Source organism: Oryzibacter oryziterrae (assembly GCF_021864535.1).
In the GTDB taxonomy this organism is placed as follows: Bacteria; Pseudomonadota; Alphaproteobacteria; order Rhizobiales; family Pleomorphomonadaceae; genus Pleomorphomonas; species Pleomorphomonas oryziterrae.
Map to the genome: position 1 here is coordinate 28,304 of NZ_JAKJIC010000010.1, position 20,620 is coordinate 48,923.

Here is a 20,620-nt window from a genome sequence, read left to right on the forward strand (position 1 = left end):
GCCGCCCCGTGGGGAGCGGGGCGACCGCAGGTCGCTGGCAAGGCAGTGAGCCGGACCGAATGGCGCGGATGCATGGGCATGATCGATGCCTCGCACCCACGCCCTCGCCGGCATGCACTTACTTGGAGGCAGCCTCAGCCGCCTGCACATCCTTCAGCGACCAGCAGGTGCCGGGCTTCAGGTCGGCCTTGGTGGTGGCCGTCTCCAGCGTGTAGATCCAGCTCTTGGCCTGACCGGCGGTCAGACCGCTCTGCAGGAAGAACTTGATCAGAGCGGACACGTCGCGCGACTGGCCGACCACGTCGGTCATCACCACGGCGTGGAAGGTGCCGTCTTCCAGCGCCTTGCAGTCCAGTTCCTCGCCGCCACCGGTGGTGACGAGCTTCACCTTGCCCTGCAGGCCGGCGTCGCGGATCGCCGCGGCGGTACCGGCGGCAGTGTTGTCCCAGAAGTCGATGACGGCGCAGACTTCAGGATGCTGCTGCAGCAGCGTGGTGGCAACGGTGCGGGCCGTGGTCACGTCCCAGTTGCTGTCAGGAGCGCCGACGATCTCGAAGTCGGGATGATCCTTCAGCACCTTGGCGATGCCGGCATATTGATCAAGCGACGACGAGTTCACCTGATCGCCCTGGATCAGGCCGATCTTCTTGGACGAGCCTTCGCCGCAGCCTTCGACCGCCGCCTTGGCTTCCAGTTCACCCAGCGTCTCCCAGTTGGAGCCCACGAAGGCGTCGGAGGCGAAGTTCGAGCGGTTGTCGATCTGGATGACGAAGATGCCGGCATCCTGCGCGCGCTTGAACAGCTTGGAATAGGACGTCAGGTCGGGCGTGTGCACGATCAGCACAGCCGGCTTGTCGGCCGACGAGATCAGGTCGGTGATGGCCTGGGCGCCGGCAGCGGTGTCCCAGTTGGGGTCGCGGGTTTCCCACACGCCGCCGAAGCCGCGGACTTCGCGACCGATATAGTGGTTCCAGCCCTGCGCCAGGTCGAAGCCCAGCGCCAGCGGGATCAGAACCACCTTCTTGCCGGCCAGCGACTGCTGCACATAGGCCGGGCCTGGATCGCCGGTCTCCTGCGCCTGAAGCGTGGTGGCGGACAGGCCGAGAATGGCTGCGGCACCGAGTATCCATTTGGCAAGTTTCATGTTTTCCCTCGCTTATGCGTGTTGTTCGCTCTGGAAGTACACATGCCGGCCCAGCCCCGAGCCAGCGACAAAAGTGCCAATTGATCCGTCTGCGGAGCATTCCTTGCCCCGTATGGCCCGGAATGCGGATCAAATATCGCCCTGCTGGCCCACCTGCTCGTCGCGGGGATTGAGCCGGCTGTCGATGATCAGCGCCACCAGCAGGATGCTGGCCTTGATGAGGTTCTGGTAGATGTTGGGCAGGTCCAGAATGGTCATGCCGTTCAGCATGATGCCGATGAGCAGCGCGCCCACCACCACGTTGCGCATGCCGCCCTTGCCGCCGGACAGGCCGATGCCGCCGATCACCACCACCAGGATCACGTCATAGAGCAGCGTCGAGTTGACGACGCGCGTGTTGATCGACTGCAGGCCGGCCGCCGTCACCAGTCCGGCCAGCCAGGCCACCAGCGCGCTCAGCACATATTGCAGGATCACCACCGGTCGCACCGGCAGGCCCATGCTGCGCGCGGCCTGATAGTTGTCGCCCTGATAATAGACGTAACGGCCATATTTGGAGTAGCGCAGCCCCAGGAAGGCAAACAGCGCGGCGGCGGCGAACATGATCACTTCGATCGGCATGCCCACGAGCCGTGCCTGCCCGAAGTCCATGAGCAAGGTCGCGTCCTGCGGCACCGGAACGGCGTCCTGCACGATGAAGCGGGAGCGGATCAGCCCGAAGACGAAGTTGCCGGAAGCGAGTGTTGCAAAGACGGCGGGCACGTCGGCATAGGCGATCAGCACGCCGTTGGCCACGCCCACCAGCACCACGAAGCCGAAGGTGATGGCCGTCGCCGTCAGCGCGGGCGTGCCGCTGTTCATCATGGTCAGCTGCCAGGCAGTCGCCATGGCCATCACGGCCACCATGGACAGATCGATGCCCCGGCCGATCACCACGATGCCCATGCCCACCGAGAGAATCCCCAGCACCGCGATCGACCGCAGGATGGCCACCAGGTTGTTCGGCGCCAGAAAGCCCTTCAGGAACACGGCATAAAGCGCGAACAGCACCAGTGCGAACACGAGCACGATGCGTTCCTGTGTCAGCATTCCCTGGCGGAACACGGATTTCATGGGGGCCCCGGGTCATCGACGGAAAATAGGATAAAAAACGTATAAAGCGACGGTCCATGCGTCCAATGCTAAATTTCGATGCATTTCGATGCGTGCCATGCATATGAACGGCAATCGGCGGCCCTCTTTGGGCGGCCTCGAAAATTGCTGAGGCCCTCAGGACCTGGCCGGCGGTCGCTCTTCCCGGATTCGTCGATGGTTGCCCGCGATCATTCTATTCTGTCCTCGACACTCAAATTTTCGCTTGATGGTAATTCATTCCTGCATAGGGTGGATATTTGGAACTAGATTGCACGAAGCGTCGACGCATGTGGCTAGGTTTTCTTGATAATCTCTATAAAAAAACTAGGATTTTGGCATCGAGAGCAAGGCACCCGACAGGGGGCGATGCCGGATCGAAAGCAGGCGAAGGAGGCCGCCCATGACGACCTTTAGTTTCACGCGACGACTGATGATTGCCGCATTGGCTTTGCCGATGATCGCCGGCGCGACGCCGTCCTTTGCGGATGTGTCGCTAACCAACGTGTCCTATGACCCGACCCGCGAGTTCTACAAGGCCTATGACGCCGCCTTCGCAGCCAAGTGGCTGAAGGACACCGGCGAGACGGTCAATATCCAGACGACCCATGGTGGCTCCGGCGCCCAGGCCCGCGCCGTGATCGACGGCCTGCCGGCCGACGTGGTGACGCTGGCGCTCGAGGGCGACATCAACTCCATCGCCAAGAAGACCGGCAAGATCCCCGAGGACTGGCGTTCCGCCTTCCCCAACAACTCGTCGCCCTACACCTCAACCATCGTGTTCCTGGTGCGCAAGGGCAATCCCAAGGGCATTCATGACTGGGGCGACCTGATCAAGGACGACATCTCCGTCATCACCCCCAATCCCAAGACCTCGGGCGGCGCCCGCTGGAACTATCTGGCCGCCTGGGCCTGGGCGTCCGGTCAGTTCGGCGGCGACGACGCCAAGATCAAGGACTATATCGCCACGCTCTACAAGCACGTGCCCGTGCTCGACACCGGTGCCCGCGGTTCGACCGTGACTTTCGCCCAGCGCGAGATCGGTGACGTGCTGCTTGCCTGGGAAAACGAGGCCTATCTCGCCCTTGACGAGTTCGGCGCCGACAAGTTCGACATCGTCGTGCCGCCGCAGTCGATCCTGGCCGAGCCGCCGGTGGCCGTGGTGACCGAGAACGCCAAGGCCAACGGCACCGAAAAGGTGGCCAAGGCCTATCTCGACTACCTCTATTCCGCCGAAGGCCAGACGCTGGCCGCCAAGTTCCACTATCGCCCGGCCAAGCCGGAGCTGGTGCCGGCCGAGCTGGTCAACGCCTTCCCGAAGCTGAAGCTGGTGTCGATCGACGACCCGATCTTCGGTGGCTGGAAGAAGGTTCAGCCCGAGCATTTCGGCGATGGCGGCATCTTCGACCAGCTCTACAAGCCCGGCCAGTAACGGCCGCCGCTGATGCAAGCCCGCAAGGACGGAGCGAAAAACGCCCCGTCCTTGCTTTTGTCGTGTTAAGCTCCGACGCTCGGAGTGGAGGCGCCCCGCAATATGAGATTGGTTACCCCCTCGGTCATACCGGGTTTTCGGATAACGATGGCCTTCACGCTGGCCTATCTGTTTGCCATCGTGCTGCTCCCCATCGGGGCGCTGGTGGTGAAGGCCTCTTCGCTCGGCTTCTCCGAGTTCGTGACGCTGGCCGGTGACCCGCGCACGCTCGCCGCGCTGCGCCTGTCCTTCCTCACCAGCATGGCGGCGGCCGCCTTCAACGTGCCCTTCGGGCTTCTCGTGGCCTGGGTGCTGGTGCGCTATGACTTTCCGGGCCGCAAGCTGCTCGATGCCATGATCGACCTGCCCTTCGCGCTACCCACCGCCGTGGCCGGCATCGCCCTCACCGCGCTCTATGCGCCAAACGGCTATATCGGCGCCCTCGCCGCCAAGGCCGGCATCAAGATCGCCTTCACGCCCTTCGGTGTCTTCGTCGCCCTGGTCTTCGTCGGCATGCCCTTCATCGTGCGCACGGTGCAGCCGGTGCTGGCCGAGGTGGATCGCGAGATTGAGGAAGCAGCCGCCACGCTCGGGGCCGGTCGCCTGCGCGCCGTGATCTCGGTGGTGTTGCCGATCCTGGTGCCGTCGCTGCTGACGGGCTACGCACTCTCGCTCGCCCGCGCCATCGGCGAATATGGCTCGGTGATCTTCATCGCCGGCAATATTCCCTATGTGTCGGAGATCGCGCCGCTGCTGATCGTCATCAAGCTCGAGGAGTATGACTATGCCGGCGCCACTGCGGTGGCTGCGCTCATGCTGGCCATCTCCTTCGCCATGCTGCTGGCGATCAACCTGATCCAAGCCTTTGCCCGCCGGAGATACGGACGTGTCTGACGCCAGTTTCGCCCTTGAGGCGCCAGAAAAGCCGGCGGCCCCGTCCGCCACGGGCCAGCTGACCCTTGGCGGTCGCAAGCCGCGCCTGCCCACCGAAGAGAGCCCGGCCGTCCGGCGCACGCTGATCGGCGTCGCCGTTGGGTTCCTGCTGTTGTTCCTGCTGGCGCCGCTGATCACCGTGTTCAGCGAAGCGCTCCGTCACGGCCTCGGCGCCTTCCTCGAAGCCTTCGCCGATCCGGACGGCTGGGCTGCCATCCGCCTGACGCTGCTGGTCGCCGCCATCGCGGTGCCCTGCAATCTCGTCTTCGGCGTCGCCGCCGCCTGGGCCATCGCCAAGTTCGAGTTCCGCGGCAAGGCCTTCCTGATCACGCTGATCGACCTGCCCTTCTCGGTCTCCCCGGTGGTGGCCGGCCTCATCTATGTGTTGCTCTATGCCGATCACGGCTTGTTCGGCCCCTTGCTGAAAGAGGCCCATATCCGCGTCATCTTCGCCATTCCCGGCGTGGTGATGGCCACCATCTTCGTCACCTTCCCCTTCATCGCCCGCGAGCTCATCCCGCTGATGGAAGAGCTCGGCAACACCGATGAAGAGGCGGCGCTGACGCTCGGTGCTTCCCCTTGGCGCATCTTCTGGACCGTGACGCTGCCCAACACCAAATGGGCCCTGCTCTATGGCGTGCTGCTCTGCAACGCCCGCGCCATGGGCGAGTTCGGCGCCGTTTCCGTGGTGTCGGGTCATATCCGCGGCCTCACCACCACCATGCCGCTGCATATCGAGATCCTCTACAACGAATATCAGTTCACCGCCGCCTTCGCGGTCGCCTCGCTGCTGGCCAGCCTGGCGCTGGTGACGCTCGGCATCAAATCCTATCTCGAACACAAATACGCCGGCGAACTGGCCGCCGGTCATCGCCACTGAGGACCCGCCCCATGGATCTGATCATTACCGGATTGACCCGCCAGTTCGGCACCAACGCCGCGCTCGACGGCATCGACCTGTCGGTCGCCTCGGGCGAGCTGGTCGCCCTGCTCGGCCCCTCGGGCTCGGGCAAGACCACGCTGCTGCGCCTGATCGCCGGCCTCGACTTTCCCACCACCGGCCACCTGTTCATCGGTGGCGAGGATGCGGTGGACAAGACCGTGCAGGAGCGCAACATCGGTTTCGTGTTCCAGCATTACGCCCTGTTCAAGCACCTGACGGTGGCCGACAACATCGCCTATGGCCTGCGGGTGCGGCCGCGCGCGCTGCGTCCCGACGAGAAGGCGATCAAGGACAAGGTCGAGGAGCTGCTCGCCCTCATCCAGCTGCCCGGCCATGGCGGCCGCTATCCCAGCCAGCTGTCGGGCGGCCAGCGCCAGCGCGTGGCGCTCGCCCGCGCGCTCGCCGTCGAGCCGCGCCTGTTGCTGCTGGACGAGCCCTTCGGAGCGCTCGACGCCAAGGTGCGCAAGGAGCTGCGCGTCTGGCTGCGCGAGTTCCACGATCGCACCGGCCATACCACGCTGTTCGTCACCCATGACCAGGAAGAGGCGCTGGATCTCGCCGACCGCGTGGTGGTGATGTCCAAGGGCCGCATCGAACAGGTGGGCACGCCCGAGTCCATCTATGATGCGCCGCAGACGCCCTTCGTCTTCGAGTTCATCGGCGAATCCGCCCGCCTGCCGGTGGAGATCTCCGGCGGCAAGCCCTATCTCGGCGGACAGGAAGTGGTCGCGGCCACCTTGTATGGCCAGGCCAGGGATGGCCTCGGCCATCTCTATGTGCGGCCGGAAAATGTCGCCTATCGCCCCGATGGCGACGGCCTCTGGGCCACGGTGGTGTCGCAACACCGGTCCGGTTCGTCGCGCCGCATCGGCTTCCGGGCCGACCACACCGACACCATCATCGAAGCGGTCACCTCGGCCGATCGCGATGCCCCGCGCGTCGGCAGTCGCGCCGCCTTGGAAATCCGCAGCGCCGGCCTGTTTGCCGTCTGACGGCAGTGCGCTTCGGGCATGACAACAAGGCGGGGGCTCACGGGCTCCCGCCTTTTTTCTGCTCTCACCGACAGAGGTTCGCCGTCAGAAGGCCTTGAAGGTCAGCGTGGTCAGCGAGCGCACGATGCCGGGGATGGACGAGATCTTCTCGTTGATGAAGCGGCCGATGTCCTCGTGCTGCTCGGCGTCGATATAGAACTTCAGCAGCAGGTCATATTCGCCGCTGGTCGAGTAGAGCTCGGAGACGATCTCGGCCTCGTAGATGGCCTCGGCCACCTCATAGGTCTTGCCGGGCGCGCATTGCAGCTGAACGAAAACGGGCTTCATCGACGTCTCACCTCACATCACATGCTGGCCTCTGAGGTATCAGCCAACAGCGCGTCGCGCAACGGTCGCACCGCTGGGTCGACCTCCTCAGCGGAGCGGTCGCCCCTGCGGCGCGGCTGAGGCCGATCACTTGGTCTCGAGGATGCGCAGCAGGCGGTTGCGGTAGGTGTCCAGCACCACGGCCAGCACGATCACCGTGCCGATGACGATGGGCTTGACATTGTCTTCGGCGCCGAGCAGCTGCAGCCCCGTCGACAGCACTTGCAGGATGCAGGCGCCCACCAGCGTGCCGACGATCGAGCCCTTGCCGCCCGACAGCGACGTGCCGCCGATGATCACCGCAGCGATGGCGTTGAGCTCATAGCCGATGCCGGCGATCGGGCTGCCGACATTGAGGCGGAGCAGATAGACCATGGCGGCAATGCCGGCGGTCAGTCCGGAGATGGTGAAGACGGCGATCTTGAAGACGCGCGGATTGTGGCCGGACAGGCGCACCGCCTCCTCATTGGTGCCGATGGCGAAGACGAAGCGGCCGAACACCGTGAAGCGCAGGACGAACCAGCCGATCAGGATCACGAGGATGGCGATCAGGAAGATCGACGGGAAGACGCCGAAATAGATCTCGTTGCCGAAGTCGACGAAGGACTGCGGCAGGCCGGTGATGGTGGAGTTGTCCGAGACGACACGCGCCAGACCGCTCGCCACATTCAGCATGCCCAGCGTGACGATGAAGGATGGCACCTTCCACTTCTCGCAGACCCAGCCGTTGATGGCACCGCAGATGGCGCCGGTTGCCGTGCAGGCCACGAAGGCCAGCGGGATCGACAACCAGGGCGACATGTCCTCGTTGACCATGATGGTGGCACCCACCACCGTGCACAGTGCCAGCACCGAGCCGACCGAGAGGTCGATGCCGCCGGTCAGGATCACGAAGGTCATGCCGGCTGCCAGCACCGTGTTGATGGCGATCTGCACGAAGATCTTCAGGAAGTTCTCAGGCGTCGCGAAATAGGGTGCGGTCGCCGAGAAGAACAGCACGATGATCACCAGGGCGATGGCAACCCCTGCCTCGCGCATGGAAATGCGCAGGAGATTGTCCCACACCGAGCTGGTTGCCTTGCGCTCTTCGGCGCGTTCAGTTCCCTCGGGCACGTCCATACTCCTCATAGGCAAGCGACAGGATACGGTTCTGGTCGAATTCGGCGCGTGTGACTTCGCCGGCAATGCGTCCGCCGGAGAAGACCAGGATGCGGTGGCAGATGGCCATCAGCTCCGGCAGGTCGGAGGACACCACGAGAATGCCCTTGCCGTCGGCGGCGAGCCGGCCGAGCAGCTCATAGATTTCAGCCTTGGCGCCCACGTCGATGCCGCGGGTCGGCTCGTCGCAGATCAGCGCCTCCGAGCCGCGATAGAGCCACTTGGCGATCACGATCTTCTGCTGGTTGCCGCCAGAGAAGGTGCCGACCTTCTGGAAGATGGTCGGCGTCTTGACGCGCAGGCTGGCCACCAGATCCGTGGCAGCGGCATTCTCCGCCCCGCGATCGAGCAGACCATGGCGTGACAGGCGCTTCAGATCGGTGACGGTGATGTTCTCGGCGCAGCTCATCTCGAGCAGCAGGCCTTGCTGCTTGCGGTCTTCCGTCATCAGGCAGATGCCGGCGGCGACCGCCTCCTTGGGCGAGGAGATCTCGACGGCCTTGCCGTTGACGCGAATGCTGCCGGCTGCCTTGGGATCGGCGCCGAAGATGGCGCGAACCGCCTCGGTGCGGCCACTGCCCACCAGGCCGGCGATGCCGACGATCTCGCCCTTGGCCACCGCAAAATCGATGGGGGCGCAGTCGGCGGTGAGCTTGAGGCCGGAAACGGCCAGCGCCTCACCGGTCGGGTGGATATCGTCGCGGAACACGCCCTGGTCCTCGACCGTGCGGCCAACCATCAGGCGCACGATGTCGGGAATGCCGAGCCCCTTCAGGGGGCGCGTCGTCACATGCTGGCCGTCGCGCAGCACGGTGACGCTGTCGCCGACTTCATAGATTTCCTGTAGGCGATGGGAAATGTAGAGCGTGGTGACGCCGCGACCCTTCAGCCGGTGCAGGATCTCGAACAGGCGATCGACTTCGCGGTTGGTCAGCGTCGCGGTCGGTTCGTCCAGCACCAGGAGCTTGCTTTCGTGCGCCAGCGCCTTGGCGATCTCGATGAGCTGCATCTGCGCCACGCCCAGGCGGCTCACCAGCGTCGAGGGGGCGATATCGAGGCCGACCTCCGCCAGGAGCTCGGCGGCGCGACGGTTCATCTCGCGGAAGTTCACAAGGCCGCGCCGGCTCGGCAGTTGCTCGAACAGCAGGTTCTCGGCCACCGTCAGGTTGGACAGCAGGTTGAGTTCCTGGTGGACGACGCGGATGCCCTTGGCGAAGGCTTCCAGCGGCGACGCCGGCTTGTACGGTGCACCGTCGAACCAGATGCTGCCGGAGTCCGGCTGGAACACGCCGCCCAGCAGATTGATCAGCGTCGATTTGCCGGCGCCGTTTTCGCCCAGAAGCACGTGGCCTTCGCCACGGCCGATCTCGAAGGAGACGTCATTGAGCGCGATGACGCCGGGGAAACGCTTGCCGACCCCCTGAAACTTCAGGATCGGCCCGCCGGCCGACGGCGCGTCGCTGTGATCTACGGTCATGCGGTAGCAATCCGGTTGGGGCGGCAAAGGCCACATCGGGCTGGAGCACCCGCCGATCATGTTGAAACAACATGATCGAAAGGCGGCTGCTCAAACTCTGTAATCTGGAGCGATTTCCAGTCGACCTGATTATCTCATCAGGTCGGAAGGCGCTCTGGGTCCGGCGCGAGTTGCCTCGCGCCGGATCGGTTGACGATCAGCGGTCGATCAGAGATCGGCGGCCGTGATCAGCTTGATGTCGGTCTTGACCCAACCGGTGAAGGTCTCGCCGGCCATTTCACGCAGGCCGTAGTCGATGCCCATGGCGGCCATCTGCGCGCCATATTGCTCGACGGTCGCCAGCATCTTGCCGCCCTTGATCAGGGGCTGCACGGCCGGGATGTTGTCGAAGCCGACCACCTGGATCTTGCCGGAGAGACCGGCGGCGTCCAGCGCCTTGACCACGCCGAGGGCCATGGAGTCGTTGGCGGCCATGACGCCCTGGATGTCCTGATGCTGGGTCAGGAAGTTGGTCATCAGCGTGTTGGCTTCTTCGGTTTCCCAGTGGGCCGTCTTGCTGTCGAGCAGCACGAGCTTTCCGGCGGCGATGGCGTCGTCGAAGCCCGCCTTGCGCTGCTGGGCGTTGTCGGCTTCCGGATTGCCTTCGAGGATCACCACCTTGCCACCCTCGCCGAGCGCCTTGGCCAGCGCGTCACCGGCCATCTTGGCGCCGCCGCGGTTGTCGGGGCCGAAGAAGGCGAGATCGATCCCGGCCTTCTTCTTGGCGCCGGCATCCAGCTCCACGTCGATGTTGATGACCTTGACGCCGGCCTTCAGCGCCTTGGCAAGCGGCGTCACCATGGCCTTGGAGTCGGCCGGAGCGACGACGATGATGTCATACTTCTGTGTGACGAAGTTCTCGACGGCGTCCACCTGAGCGGCGAAGTCGCGCTCGTCCTTCATGCCAACGGCCTTGAAGTCGAACTTGTCGGTGTTCTCGGAGGCGTACTTCTCGGCGCCGGCCTGCATCTGCTTGAAGAATTCGTTGGCCAGGGACTTCATGACGAGGCCGACCTTGGGCTTGCTGCCGGCGGCAAACACCGGCGCCACGCCCGAAGCCAGAACGAGCGAGCCCGCAGCACCAGCCAGCAGGATCTGGCGGCGGTTCAGTCCAGACAGAGTCCGAGCGTTAAATGAAGATGAAGTCATTTTTTCCTCCCAAGCGAACGTCTTCTTTGTGCCGGACCCAATGTGCCGGCCCGATGAAACGTTTCCAAATCTGAATATCAGAATCGGACCACGTCATCAAGACAGATGCGAAGATTTCCATGGACCTTCGCAACTCAGGATAATTGTACCACGTGCAAGTAATGGGTTGGTTCGGCCTGGCGTAATACTTTTGCCGGACGTCCGTCTTCACGCACGAGACGGCGGCGCGCAGCTCTCGCGCAGCACCAGGGTGCAGGGAAAAATGAAGGGTTCTCTTGCGTCTACGCCGTCCTTGCCGATCAGTAGATCGGTCGCGCAATCGGCGATCTGAGCGACAGGTTGCGCCATCGTCGTCAGGCCCGGCGTCACCAGTCCGGACATGGGAATGCCGTCAAAGCCGATCACGGACAGCTGCTGCGGCACGGCGATCTTCCGGTCGAAAGCGGCCCGCAACACACCGATCGCCTGGGTATCCGAACTGGCGAAGACCGCCGTCGGCATCGGCCCGCGGCCGTCCAGCAATCCCGCCGCAGCCTCCCTGCCCCCATCATAATTGAACGGCGTGTAGACCACGTAGTCCGCGATATCCATGTCGGGGAAGTGCTCGGTCATCACGTCGACATAGCCGCGCAGGCGTTCGGCGGCGACGTAGGAGTTCTCCGGTCCGGCGATGCAGGCGATATGCCGATGTCCGAGCGACACGAGATGTTCCACCGCGGCCCTCGCGCCGGCGCGATGATCGGCGGCCACGAAGGGATGGCCGGCGATCTGGCGATCGACCACCACGAGGCGCACGCCTTCGGGGTTGCGGATCGTCACCGCCCGATTGCTGGGCACCAGGACAACGCCTTCCACCTTGCGCCGGACCAGATCGGTGATCAGCGCCACTTCGCTGTCGGCCTGCTCGTCCGAGCTGGCGAACAGCACGCTGTAGCCCCTCGTCTTGGCCCGCAACTCGATGCGCTGCATCAGCTCGGCGAAATAGGGATTGCGCAGGTCCGGAATGATGACGCCGATGGTGTGATTGGTGCCGCGCCGGAGACTTTGCGCCGCCGCGTCCGGCTGGAACCCCAGCTCGGCGATCACCTCCAGCACCGCCCGCTTCCTGGCCTCGGTGACGGAGGGATGTCCGTTGACGACGCGCGATACCGTCCCGATGGAAACACCGGCCTTCTGGGCGACGTCGCGGATGGTCGTTCGTTGCTTCACGGATCTACCGGTCTTCGGAGCCTTGACCCGTCATGCATAGTCCTGTGCGCTTGGATTTCAAAGGCTTCGCAGGAACTCTCCGCAGGAACCCGGTCACAAATCACAGTTTCCAGCCCTTCACCCTGCACGCATCAAGGGGCCCGCCGGATGCGCCACAAGCTCGATGCCCCCCGACTTCTTCTTTCGAGAAAGTGCAAATCAACCGATGCGACACCGGGAACAAGTCTTGCGTGTTTATTGTTCCAATGGACACACTCAACAAGGCGCTGCGTACACTATATGCCCCAGATTGCAGCGCCGCTTTTCATGTATCCTCGCGCCTCATCTTGTCATGAAACTGAAACAGATCATTCATCGAAGCGCAAAAGAGCGATCCTAGCTATGGCGCCGAAGCGGTCTTGACCTTCCCCGATCTACCGCTGTCTCTCCTCATTCTTCCGGAGCGTTTCATGAACCGCCGTGAATTTCTCGTCGCCGGCGCCATCGCCGGCCTTGCTGCTTCGACGCGCCTTGCCTCCGCCGCTGTGCGCTTTGACATGTACACCGACTCCGACGCCAACATCTCCGACTTCTGGAGCAACGTGATCAAGCCGGCCTTCGAGGCCAGCAATGCCGACGTCGACCTCAATGTCGTCATCGCCCGCACCGGCGGCGGCACCACCACCGTGGTCGAGCGCGCCCTCGCCGCTCTCGCCAGCAAGACCGACCCGCAGCTTGACTTCATCGAGGAGTTCGACCCGCTGTCCGTCAAGGGCGCGGTCGAAGCCGGTCTCTGGACCGACCTGTCGAAGGCCGGCTTGCAGAACTACGGCAAGCTCAACAAGGACGCGATTCAGACCGTCTGGTCGCTGCCCTACCGTGGTTCGCAGGTGTTGCTGGCCTACGACACCACCAAGCTGCCCAAGGACAAGGTGCCCAAGACCTTTGCCGACCTCGTTGCCTGGATCAAGGCCAACCCCGGCGAGTTCATCTACAATCGTCCCGACAAGGGCGGTTCGGGTGGCAACTTCGTCCGCCGCGCCATTCACGAGGCCAACGGCCGCGACCCCGGCGTCTTCAAGATCGACAATTACAAGAAGGGCGAGAGCGACGAACTCCTGGCCAAGGGTTTCGCCATCCTCAACGACATCGCTCCCTCGCTCTACGACAAGGGCTCCTACACCGCCGGCAACTCCGCATCGCTGCAGCTCCTGGCCCAGGGTGCCGTCACCATGATCCCGCTGTGGTCGGACATGGCCCTGCAGGCGATTGCCAAGGGCGTTCTGCCCGAGACCACCGGCCTCGTCCAGCTCAGCGACCTCGCCCTGTGCGGTGGTTTCTCTGCCGCTGTGGTGCCGGTCAATGCCGCCAACCACGCCGTTGCCGTCAAGCTGGCCGATTTCCTGCTCAGCGCCGACATCCAGACCAAGATCATCACCGATCTCGGCGGCTTCCCGGCGGTCAACTGGTCGGAGCTGCCGGCCGACCTGCAGGCCAAGTATGCCGACGTGATCCCGGCCTCGATCCCCACCTTCCCGGGCGGCGACTGGGACGCGGCGATCAACGACGGCTGGTATCGCACCGTTGCCCCGTCGCTTTCGCGGAGCTGATGAAGGTCTTTGCTGAAAATGCATGAAGCTGCGTCGCCGCTTTCGCGCACGCCTGCTGTGTCGGCGAGGAGCAGGGTTCTTCCCCTGCTCCTCGTTGCCACTCCGGTCTTGCTCGCCCTCTGGCTGGTCATCTGGCCGGCCGCAGAGGCCGTCATCCTCACCTTCCTTGTCCCCGGCGAGGGCGGAACGGAGGTCTGGTCAACCGCCAATTATGCGCGGTTCTTCGGTGACTCCTACAGCGTGAACAACTTCACGAACACGCTGTGGACCACGGCCGTCACCACGACGATCCTGCTGGTCATCGGGCTGCCGCTTGCCATCTACCTGCGCTTTGCCAAGGGGCAGCTGCCCGCAACGGTGCAGAGCCTCGTCATGTTCCCGATGTTCGTGCCGTCGATCATCGTGGCCTATGCCTTCATCCGCACGCTCGGCCCCAACGGCACCGTGGACATCTTCCTGCATGCCGTCGGCCTGCCGCGCATGCGCACCCCCTATCTCACCCCCTGGGGACCGGTGATCGGCCTCGTCTGGGACGGCCTGCCGCTGACGGTCCTGCTGTTGCTGTCCGGCCTCGGCAATGTGACGCGACCGGCGGTCGATGCAGCCCGGGATGTGGGCGCCGGCTGGCTGGCCATCCTCGTCTACATCATTCTGCCGCGCATGCGCTCGTCGCTGCTGGTCACGCTGTCGTTCAACGTGCTGGGCATCTTCTCGTCCTTCACCCTGCCCTACCTCCTCGGCCCGGCCGCGCCGGAGATGATGGGGCCGTTCATGCAGCGCACCTTTGGCGACCTGCAGGACGTGGGGATGGCGCGCACGCAAGCCGTCATCACCTTCGCGGTCTGTCTGCTGTTCGGCGCTCTCTATGTCTGGTCGATCGCCAAGGGGCGCACCAAGTCCGCCGCGGGAGGCAAATCGTGAGCCTGTTGTCCATCTCCCCTCCCACTCCCAGCCTGTTGACGCGCCTGCTGCGGCGCACCGGCGGCGCCGATTGGTTCGGCCTCCTGGCCTTCATCTTTCTGGCCAGCACCATCATCCTGCCGCTCGTCGTGGTGGGCATCTGGGCCTTTGCCGAAGTCTGGCGCTATCCCGCCGTACTGCCGCAGCGCTTCGGTCTCGGCTTCTGGGGCGAGATGCTGGCGCGGCGCGATGTGTGGGCTGCGCTCACCACGTCGCTCGAGCTCTCCTTCACGGTGACGGCGCTTTCCATGCTCATCTGCCTGCCGGCTGCCTATGCCTTCGGCCGCATGGAATTTCCGTTCCGCAACACCCTCTTCCTGTCCTTCCTCACCCTGCGAGCCTTTCCGAAGTTCGGGCTGCTGATCGTGATCGCCACGATCTTCCTCAACCTCGGTCTTGTCGGAACCTTTGCCGGTGTGGTGCTGATCCAGCTGGTCGACACGCTCATGTACATGGTGTGGATTCCCGCTGCAGCCTTCCAGTCGGTCGACCGGAGGCTTGAAGAGGCGGCGCAGGATGCCGGCGCCACACCCCTGCAGGTGTTCTGGCACGTGACCCTGCCGCAATCGCTGCCGACCATCGCGGCGGCGGTGATCCTCACCTTCGTCGGCACCTTCTATGAAACCGAGGGGGCCTGGCTGATCGGCGCCCCCACGGTCACCACCATGCCGATCCTGATGATCTCCTTCATCAACAACCAACTCGTCATCCAATATGGCGCGGTGCTGTCGCTCATGCTCTGGGTCCCCTCATTCGTCGCCCTGATGTTCGCCCGGCGCGTCTTGGGTGGGGATGCGATCGCTCGCGGCCTCGGTGGCTGACGCAAAGAGGAAAACAAAAATGGCCCGTCTTGACCTCGATCTGCTCGGCAAGAGCTTCGGCGACACGACCGCGGTTGCCGGCGTCAGCCTGAATGTTGGCGACGGCGAACTGGTGTCGCTGCTCGGTCCGTCCGGCTCCGGCAAATCCACTGTCTTGCGCATGATCGGCGGCTTCGAGCGCCCCTCGTCAGGCCGCGTCCTGATCGATGGCGTCGATGTCACCCATGTTCCGCCCGAACGTCGACCGACCGGCATGGTGTTCCAGAGCCACGCGCTCTGGAGCCATATGACCGTGTTCGGCAATGTCTCCTTCGGCCTGCGCCTGCGTCGCGTGCCGCGTGAGGAGATCGCCAAGCGCGTGGAAGCGACGCTGGAGCTTGTCGGCCTCGCCGGCTATGGCGAGCGCCTGCCCAACCAGCTTTCCGGCGGCCAGCAGCAGCGCGTGGCCCTGGCCCGTTCGCTGGTGCTCGAACCCAAGATCCTCTTGCTCGACGAGCCCTTCGCCAGCCTCGACCAGCATTTGCGCGAGCGTCTGCGCGATGAAGTGCGCGACATCCAGAAGCGTCTCGGCATCACCGCCCTGTTCGTCACCCATGGTCAGGACGAGGCGCTTGCGCTTGCCGATCGCATTGTCGTCATGCGCGACGGACGCATCGAGCAGGTCGGCCAGCCCGGCGATATCTACGCCGCGCCGCGCACAGCCTTCGTCGCCGGCTTCATCGGCGCCATGAACATGCTGGAAGGGGCGATCACGGACGGGCGCATTCTCGCGGGCGGGCTGCATCTTGCGGCCGCCGGCAGCGGCCCGGCGCATCTGGCCATCCGCCCGGAAGATATCGAGATCACCGACAGCGGCGAAGACGGTCATGTGACCGTGCGCCGGATGATCGACTTCGGCTCGCACGTGGTCATTGACTCGTCTCTGGCGGATGGTTCTCACTTGCGCCTTCAGACGACCAAGGGCGTTCGCGTCGGCGAAGGCGAGCGCCTGGGTGTGCGAGTCCGGCACTACATGGTCTTCGCCGAAGCCTTGCGGGACCCCATCCGCTATCGTGGAGCTGGTGTCGACATGCTCCCGAACATGGAACTCAACTATGCCTGAAACCCTCGTCCACGATACCGCGCCCGGCCTCGATCTCTATCGCGACGGCCACCGCACCCGCCTCAAGTGGCACATGGGACGTCGTCTGCGCGATGATGTCCCCTTCACACCCGCCCGCATGCGTGAGGCCATGGCACTCGGCGCCAGCTTTGAAGTCGATCTCAACCTGCATGCCGAGCGCGGCTTTGCCGTTCTGCATGATGAAACCGTGGATCGGGAAACCAATGGCAGCGGTCCGCTGGCCCAGATGAGCGTGGCGGAGATCCGGCGCCTCAACCTGCGTCGGGACTCGGGCGAAGTCACCGCCGACAAGGTTCAGCTGCTGGACGATCTCGCAGCTGTTGCCCGCAGCGGCGGCATGCATCCCGACACCTTGATCCAGCTCGACATGAAGTCCCGTGGGTCGGATATCGACGCCGACACCGTCAGCGCCTTCGCCGAGACGCTCACCGGCGTTGCGCAGTATTTCATTGTTTCGGGCATGGACCGGGACGCCATTGCCAGGCTCGGGCGCGCCACGCCGGGCATCGCCGTGGGCTTTGATCCCTGCGGTTACGACACCGTGTCCGAGGTCGCTGCCGGCATGAACCTCGACGCGTTCGTCGCCGATGCCATCGCAGCCCTGCCCGAAGCGCGACTCATCTATCTCGACTATCAGGCGGTGCTTGCTGCGGCCGATCGTGGCTATGACCTGATCGGCGCCTTCCATCGCGAGGGTCGCCGGATCGACGCCTATACCCTCGATCTCGAGCATCCCTTTGCCGAGGACAGCCTCGCTCGGCTTCTGGGGCTCAAGGCCGATCAGATCACCACCAACGCCCCGGACAGCATTGCCGCCCGGGCCGTTGAGCTGGGACTGGCGTCTGTCACCCCTTGAAGCGGTCGACCAGCCAGCCGTGAACGGCAGGGCTGGCGGCCAGCACGGCACCCGACGGCGGAATGATGCCGCCGTCGAAACCGGAGATGATGCCGCCGGCCTCTTCGACGATCAGGGTCGACGCCGCATAGTCATGCGGCGACAGGCCGTCTTCGAAAAAGGCGTCATGCCGGCTCGCCGCCACATAGGCGATCGATAGCGCGGCCGAGCCCATGCGCCGCATGCCCGCCGCGTTATCCATCACATCCAGCAGCACCTGACGGTAGCGATCCGGCGTCACCGATTTCACCTGTCCGGGGATCGGCAGACTGGCGCCGATCACGGCGTGTTCGATATCCCGACCGGCCCGCACCTTCAGGCGTTCGCCATTGAGATAGGCCCCCTTGCCCCGCTCTGCGGCGAACATCTCGTCGCGCATGGGGTCGTAGACCACGCCGGCGTCGACCCGCCCCGCACGCGTCAGGCAGATGACGACACCGAAATAGGGAATGCCCCAGGCGAAGTTGGTTGTGCCGTCGATCGGGTCGATCAGGAAGCGCGGCGCGTCTTCGCCGCAGTCACGGTCGCCGGCACTCTCCTCGCCTTCGATGGACCAGTCCGGAAAGGCCTTGGCCAGGGCTGCGGCTATGGCTGTTTCCACCGCGACATCGCCGGCGGTCACATAGTCCCGCGCGGCCTTCTCGTTCACCTCGTTGAGACCGGCGGCCTTGAAATGGTGGCGCGCGATCGCTCCGCCTTGGCGGGCGATCGTGGTCAGGGTGGCGAGCAGGGGCGAGATCTCTTCGATCGACATGGCTTATCCTCGTGGCTGTCTGGCTCGCATGGCTAGTCGCCGATTACGACGGTCCTGTGTCGTTTGCCGTTGCGACATAAGGGAGACGACGCCTTCGAGGATTTGTGACATGCACCTCGGTCTTTTGCGACGTTTCCGCCGCTGTCACTTCGGTGAGAATGCCGAGAGGCCCGGCGGTTTCAGCCTCGCCGGGCCAAAGAAAAATCAGCCGATTTCTTCATCGACAATGGCAATAGATCCGGCGATCGAGTTTCCGATAGTGCAAATCTTGTGAGCTTCAGCAACAAGCTGCAGTCGTTCTTCTTGTGTCAGATTGCCGGAAATCTTGTATTTATTGACAATCCTCGCAATCCTGGACGGCGCGTCGGGTGCCTTCTCGCCGATCGATTCGACGGCAACATCGCCCAGCCGGTCGCTCACTCCGAGGTTGCCGGCGGCGATCCGGATGCTGAGCGCCAGGCATCCCGCCAGAGATGCGTCCAGCAATTCCAACGGGTTAAGGCCAGGCTGCGACGGCGATCCGGCCAGTTGCGCCTCGGCGCCCGACAAGGCCGTCACCGTGGCCTTGCCCTGCTTGGGCAGGAAGGCTTTGGCGCCGCGCTGACGGATTCGGACTTCGGCCATATTTATTTTCTCCCAAGTGATTTGCATTCCTGAGTATTCATAGCTTAAAACGCATGGAAGGAACAAATTTCCGATTTGGACCGATTTTTTGAAATGAAGCTTCTTACCCCCGGTCGTTGCGGCGTCCTAGCATAAGGACTTGGCGCCTTCCAAATCAGCCACCGCTTTTGCGTTTTCCCGCTTCGAACACCTCGACAATTCCAAGCTAACCCTATGAGGCTTCTCATGAAATTGACCCGCGCTTCCTTGGCGTTCACCGGACTGCTCCTGTCCGGCGCCGCCTTTCTGACCACCGGTGCGCAGGCTGCAACGCCGCCCGGCATTCTGATCGTCGCCCAGTCGATCGACGACATCGTCAGCCTCGACCCCGCCGAAGGTTTCGAGCTGACCACGGTCCAATCCTTCAACAGCCTCTACCAGCGCCTCGTGGAATCCGACCCCGCCGATCCGGTCAAGCTGGAGCCGGTTGTTGCCGAAAGCTACGAAGCCGGCGCCGATGGCCGCTCGATCGTCTTCAAGCTGCGCGACGGCGCGACCTTTGCCTCCGGCAACCCGGTTCGGCCGGAAGACGTTGTTTTCTCACTGGTTCGCGCCGTGAAACTGGACAAGTCGCCGGTGTTCATCCTCAAGGAACTGGGCTGGAACGCCGAGACCGTCGAGCAGTTCGTGACCAAGGTCGACGACAGCCACGTCAAGGTTTCCTGGCCCGCCAAGGTCGGCCCGTCCTTTGCCCTGTCGATCCTGTCCGCCCCCGTCGCCTCGATCGTCGACGAGAAGGAAGCCAGCACGCATGTGGCCAATGGCGACTTCGGCAACGGCTGGCTGCACAACGCCTCCGCCGGCTCCGGTCCCTTCAAGATCAAGGCCTACAAGCCGCACGAAGCCCTGGTATTCGACGCCAATGACAAAGCTATTGGCGGTGCGCCCAAGCTCAAGGGCATCATCTTCAAGAACGTGGCCGACGCCGCTGCCCGCCGCCTGCTCGTCGAAAAGGGCGACGCCGACGTGGCCCGCGATCTCGGCGCCGACCAGGTCGCTGCGCTGACCGGCAAGGCCGGCCTCAACGTGCTGTCGGTTCCGTCCGCAGAGATCGACTATCTCGCCTTCAACTCGGTGAGCCCGACCAATTCGGACACCAAGAACCCCGCCCTGTGGGAAGCGGCCCGTTGGTTGGTCGATTACGACAGCATTTCCAAGGACTTGCTGAAGGGGCAGTTTGACGTTCACCAGGCCTTCCTGCCGGCAGGCTTCCCCGGTGCCTATAACGAGAATCCCTTCAAGAAGGACGTTGCCAAGGCAAAGGAAATCCTTGCCAAGGCCGGTCTCGACAAGGGGCTGACCATCAAGCTCGACGTCATCAACCAGCCGCCCTATACCGACATCGCCCAGGCTCTTCAGGCCTCCTTTGGCGAAGCCGGCATCAAGCTGGAAGTCCAGCCTGCCGTGGCCAGCCAGTTCTACGGCAAGATCCGCGGCCGCGAACATGAAGCCGCCCTGCTCTTCTGGATCCCGGACTATTTCGACGCCCATTCGAACGCCAGCGCCTTCGCCCTCAATCGCGATGACGGCACCAAGACCGTCGCCTGGCGCCAGGGCTGGGTGATCCCGGAACTCAGCGACAAGACCCAGGCTGCCGTTGAGGAAACCGATCCGGCCAAGCGCAACGCCGACTATATCGAGATCCAGAAAGAGGTTCAGGCCAAGTCGCCCTTCGTGGTACTCCTGCAGGCCAAGAACCAGCTGGTCCTGCGCGACAGCGTGAAGGGTTTCGTTCAGGGCCTCAACGCCGATCAGGTCTATTATGCCGGGGTGACCAAGTAACTTGACCGAGGTTGCAAGACT

General features: G+C 63.8%; 19 protein-coding genes. 10 read left to right on the forward strand and 9 right to left on the reverse strand.

Features of this window, described 5'->3' with window-relative positions; genetic code table 11:
- Window positions 1-118 precede the first annotated feature (118 nt).
- Window positions 119-1,144 (reverse strand): sugar ABC transporter substrate-binding protein, encoded by a 1,026-nt coding sequence (locus L2I41_RS12045; protein WP_237153812.1) that lies wholly within the window; start codon window positions 1,142-1,144, stop codon window positions 119-121.
- A 129-nt stretch (window positions 1,145-1,273) separates the two neighbouring features.
- On the reverse strand, window positions 1,274-2,257 hold the full coding sequence (locus L2I41_RS12050; protein WP_237153813.1) for an ABC transporter permease: 984 nt from the start codon (window positions 2,255-2,257) through the stop codon (window positions 1,274-1,276).
- Window positions 2,258-2,708: 451 nt separating this feature from the next.
- Between L2I41_RS12050 and L2I41_RS12055 the strand changes: the two genes are divergently transcribed.
- The 4 genes from L2I41_RS12055 to L2I41_RS12070 all read left to right on the forward strand — a co-directional run bounded on the left by L2I41_RS12055 (window position 2,709) and on the right by L2I41_RS12070 (window position 6,614).
- Entirely contained in the window at window positions 2,709-3,707 is a 999-nt protein-coding gene (locus L2I41_RS12055) for a sulfate ABC transporter substrate-binding protein (protein ID WP_237153942.1), read from the forward strand.
- Window positions 3,708-3,809: 102 nt separating this feature from the next.
- A complete protein-coding gene (gene cysT / locus L2I41_RS12060; RefSeq protein WP_237153814.1) occupies window positions 3,810-4,640 on the forward strand; it encodes a sulfate ABC transporter permease subunit CysT in 831 nt (276 codons plus the stop codon).
- A gap of 58 nt (window positions 4,641-4,698) precedes the next feature.
- Window positions 4,699-5,559, forward strand: a complete 861-nt coding sequence (gene cysW / locus L2I41_RS12065) for a sulfate ABC transporter permease subunit CysW (protein ID WP_237153943.1) — start codon at window positions 4,699-4,701, stop codon at window positions 5,557-5,559.
- 11 nt (window positions 5,560-5,570) lie between these two features.
- Window positions 5,571-6,614: a sulfate/molybdate ABC transporter ATP-binding protein gene (locus tag L2I41_RS12070; protein WP_237153815.1), complete on the forward strand. Its 1,044-nt coding sequence runs from the start codon at window positions 5,571-5,573 to the stop codon at window positions 6,612-6,614.
- An 84-nt stretch (window positions 6,615-6,698) separates the two neighbouring features.
- Here L2I41_RS12070 and L2I41_RS12075 read toward each other — a convergent pair whose 3' ends face one another.
- The 5 genes from L2I41_RS12075 to L2I41_RS12095 all read right to left on the reverse strand — a co-directional run bounded on the left by L2I41_RS12075 (window position 6,699) and on the right by L2I41_RS12095 (window position 12,012).
- Window positions 6,699-6,941: an Lrp/AsnC ligand binding domain-containing protein gene (locus tag L2I41_RS12075; protein ID WP_237153816.1), complete on the reverse strand. Its 243-nt coding sequence runs from the start codon at window positions 6,939-6,941 to the stop codon at window positions 6,699-6,701.
- A gap of 126 nt (window positions 6,942-7,067) precedes the next feature.
- Window positions 7,068-8,018, reverse strand: coding sequence for an ABC transporter permease (locus L2I41_RS12080; RefSeq protein WP_237153944.1), 951 nt, complete (start codon window positions 8,016-8,018; stop codon window positions 7,068-7,070).
- A 58-nt stretch (window positions 8,019-8,076) separates the two neighbouring features.
- Window positions 8,077-9,615, reverse strand: a complete 1,539-nt coding sequence (locus L2I41_RS12085; protein ID WP_237153817.1) for a sugar ABC transporter ATP-binding protein — start codon at window positions 9,613-9,615, stop codon at window positions 8,077-8,079.
- A gap of 207 nt (window positions 9,616-9,822) precedes the next feature.
- Complete coding sequence (locus tag L2I41_RS12090; RefSeq protein WP_237153818.1) at window positions 9,823-10,803, reverse strand: sugar ABC transporter substrate-binding protein; 981 nt, start codon at window positions 10,801-10,803, stop codon at window positions 9,823-9,825.
- Between the two features lie 207 nt (window positions 10,804-11,010).
- Window positions 11,011-12,012 (reverse strand): LacI family DNA-binding transcriptional regulator, encoded by a 1,002-nt coding sequence (locus tag L2I41_RS12095; RefSeq protein ID WP_237153819.1) that lies wholly within the window; start codon window positions 12,010-12,012, stop codon window positions 11,011-11,013.
- A 449-nt stretch (window positions 12,013-12,461) separates the two neighbouring features.
- On the opposite strand from L2I41_RS12095, the gene L2I41_RS12100 reads away from it, so the two are divergent.
- Genes L2I41_RS12100 through L2I41_RS12120 form a run of 5 tightly spaced genes read left to right on the forward strand, consistent with a single transcriptional unit; the run spans window position 12,462 to window position 17,361 of the window.
- On the forward strand, window positions 12,462-13,601 hold the full coding sequence (locus tag L2I41_RS12100) for an extracellular solute-binding protein (RefSeq protein WP_237153820.1): 1,140 nt from the start codon (window positions 12,462-12,464) through the stop codon (window positions 13,599-13,601).
- Between the two features lie 18 nt (window positions 13,602-13,619).
- Complete coding sequence (locus L2I41_RS12105; protein WP_237153821.1) at window positions 13,620-14,522, forward strand: ABC transporter permease; 903 nt, start codon at window positions 13,620-13,622, stop codon at window positions 14,520-14,522.
- A 35-nt stretch (window positions 14,523-14,557) separates the two neighbouring features.
- Complete coding sequence (locus L2I41_RS12110; protein ID WP_390634182.1) at window positions 14,558-15,382, forward strand: ABC transporter permease; 825 nt, start codon at window positions 14,558-14,560, stop codon at window positions 15,380-15,382.
- A gap of 19 nt (window positions 15,383-15,401) precedes the next feature.
- A complete protein-coding gene (locus L2I41_RS12115) occupies window positions 15,402-16,484 on the forward strand; it encodes an ABC transporter ATP-binding protein (protein WP_237153822.1) in 1,083 nt (360 codons plus the stop codon).
- Window positions 16,477-17,361, forward strand: coding sequence for a glycerophosphodiester phosphodiesterase (locus L2I41_RS12120; protein ID WP_237153823.1), 885 nt, complete (start codon window positions 16,477-16,479; stop codon window positions 17,359-17,361). The genes L2I41_RS12115 and L2I41_RS12120 overlap by 8 nt, the downstream gene beginning before the upstream one ends.
- Here L2I41_RS12120 and L2I41_RS12125 read toward each other — a convergent pair.
- On the reverse strand, window positions 17,351-18,154 hold the full coding sequence (locus L2I41_RS12125) for an inositol monophosphatase family protein (protein WP_237153824.1): 804 nt from the start codon (window positions 18,152-18,154) through the stop codon (window positions 17,351-17,353). The genes L2I41_RS12120 and L2I41_RS12125 overlap by 11 nt on opposite strands.
- 204 nt (window positions 18,155-18,358) lie before the next feature.
- The gene (locus L2I41_RS12130; RefSeq protein ID WP_237153825.1) at window positions 18,359-18,778 is read right to left on the reverse strand and encodes an OsmC family protein; all 420 of its coding nucleotides are present in this window, start codon (window positions 18,776-18,778) and stop codon (window positions 18,359-18,361) included.
- Window positions 18,779-19,003: 225 nt separating this feature from the next.
- Here L2I41_RS12130 and L2I41_RS12135 point away from each other — a divergent pair, with 225 nt between their 5' ends.
- Window positions 19,004-20,599: an ABC transporter substrate-binding protein gene (locus L2I41_RS12135; RefSeq protein WP_237153826.1), complete on the forward strand. Its 1,596-nt coding sequence runs from the start codon at window positions 19,004-19,006 to the stop codon at window positions 20,597-20,599.
- The last annotated feature ends 21 nt before the right edge of the window (window positions 20,600-20,620 follow it).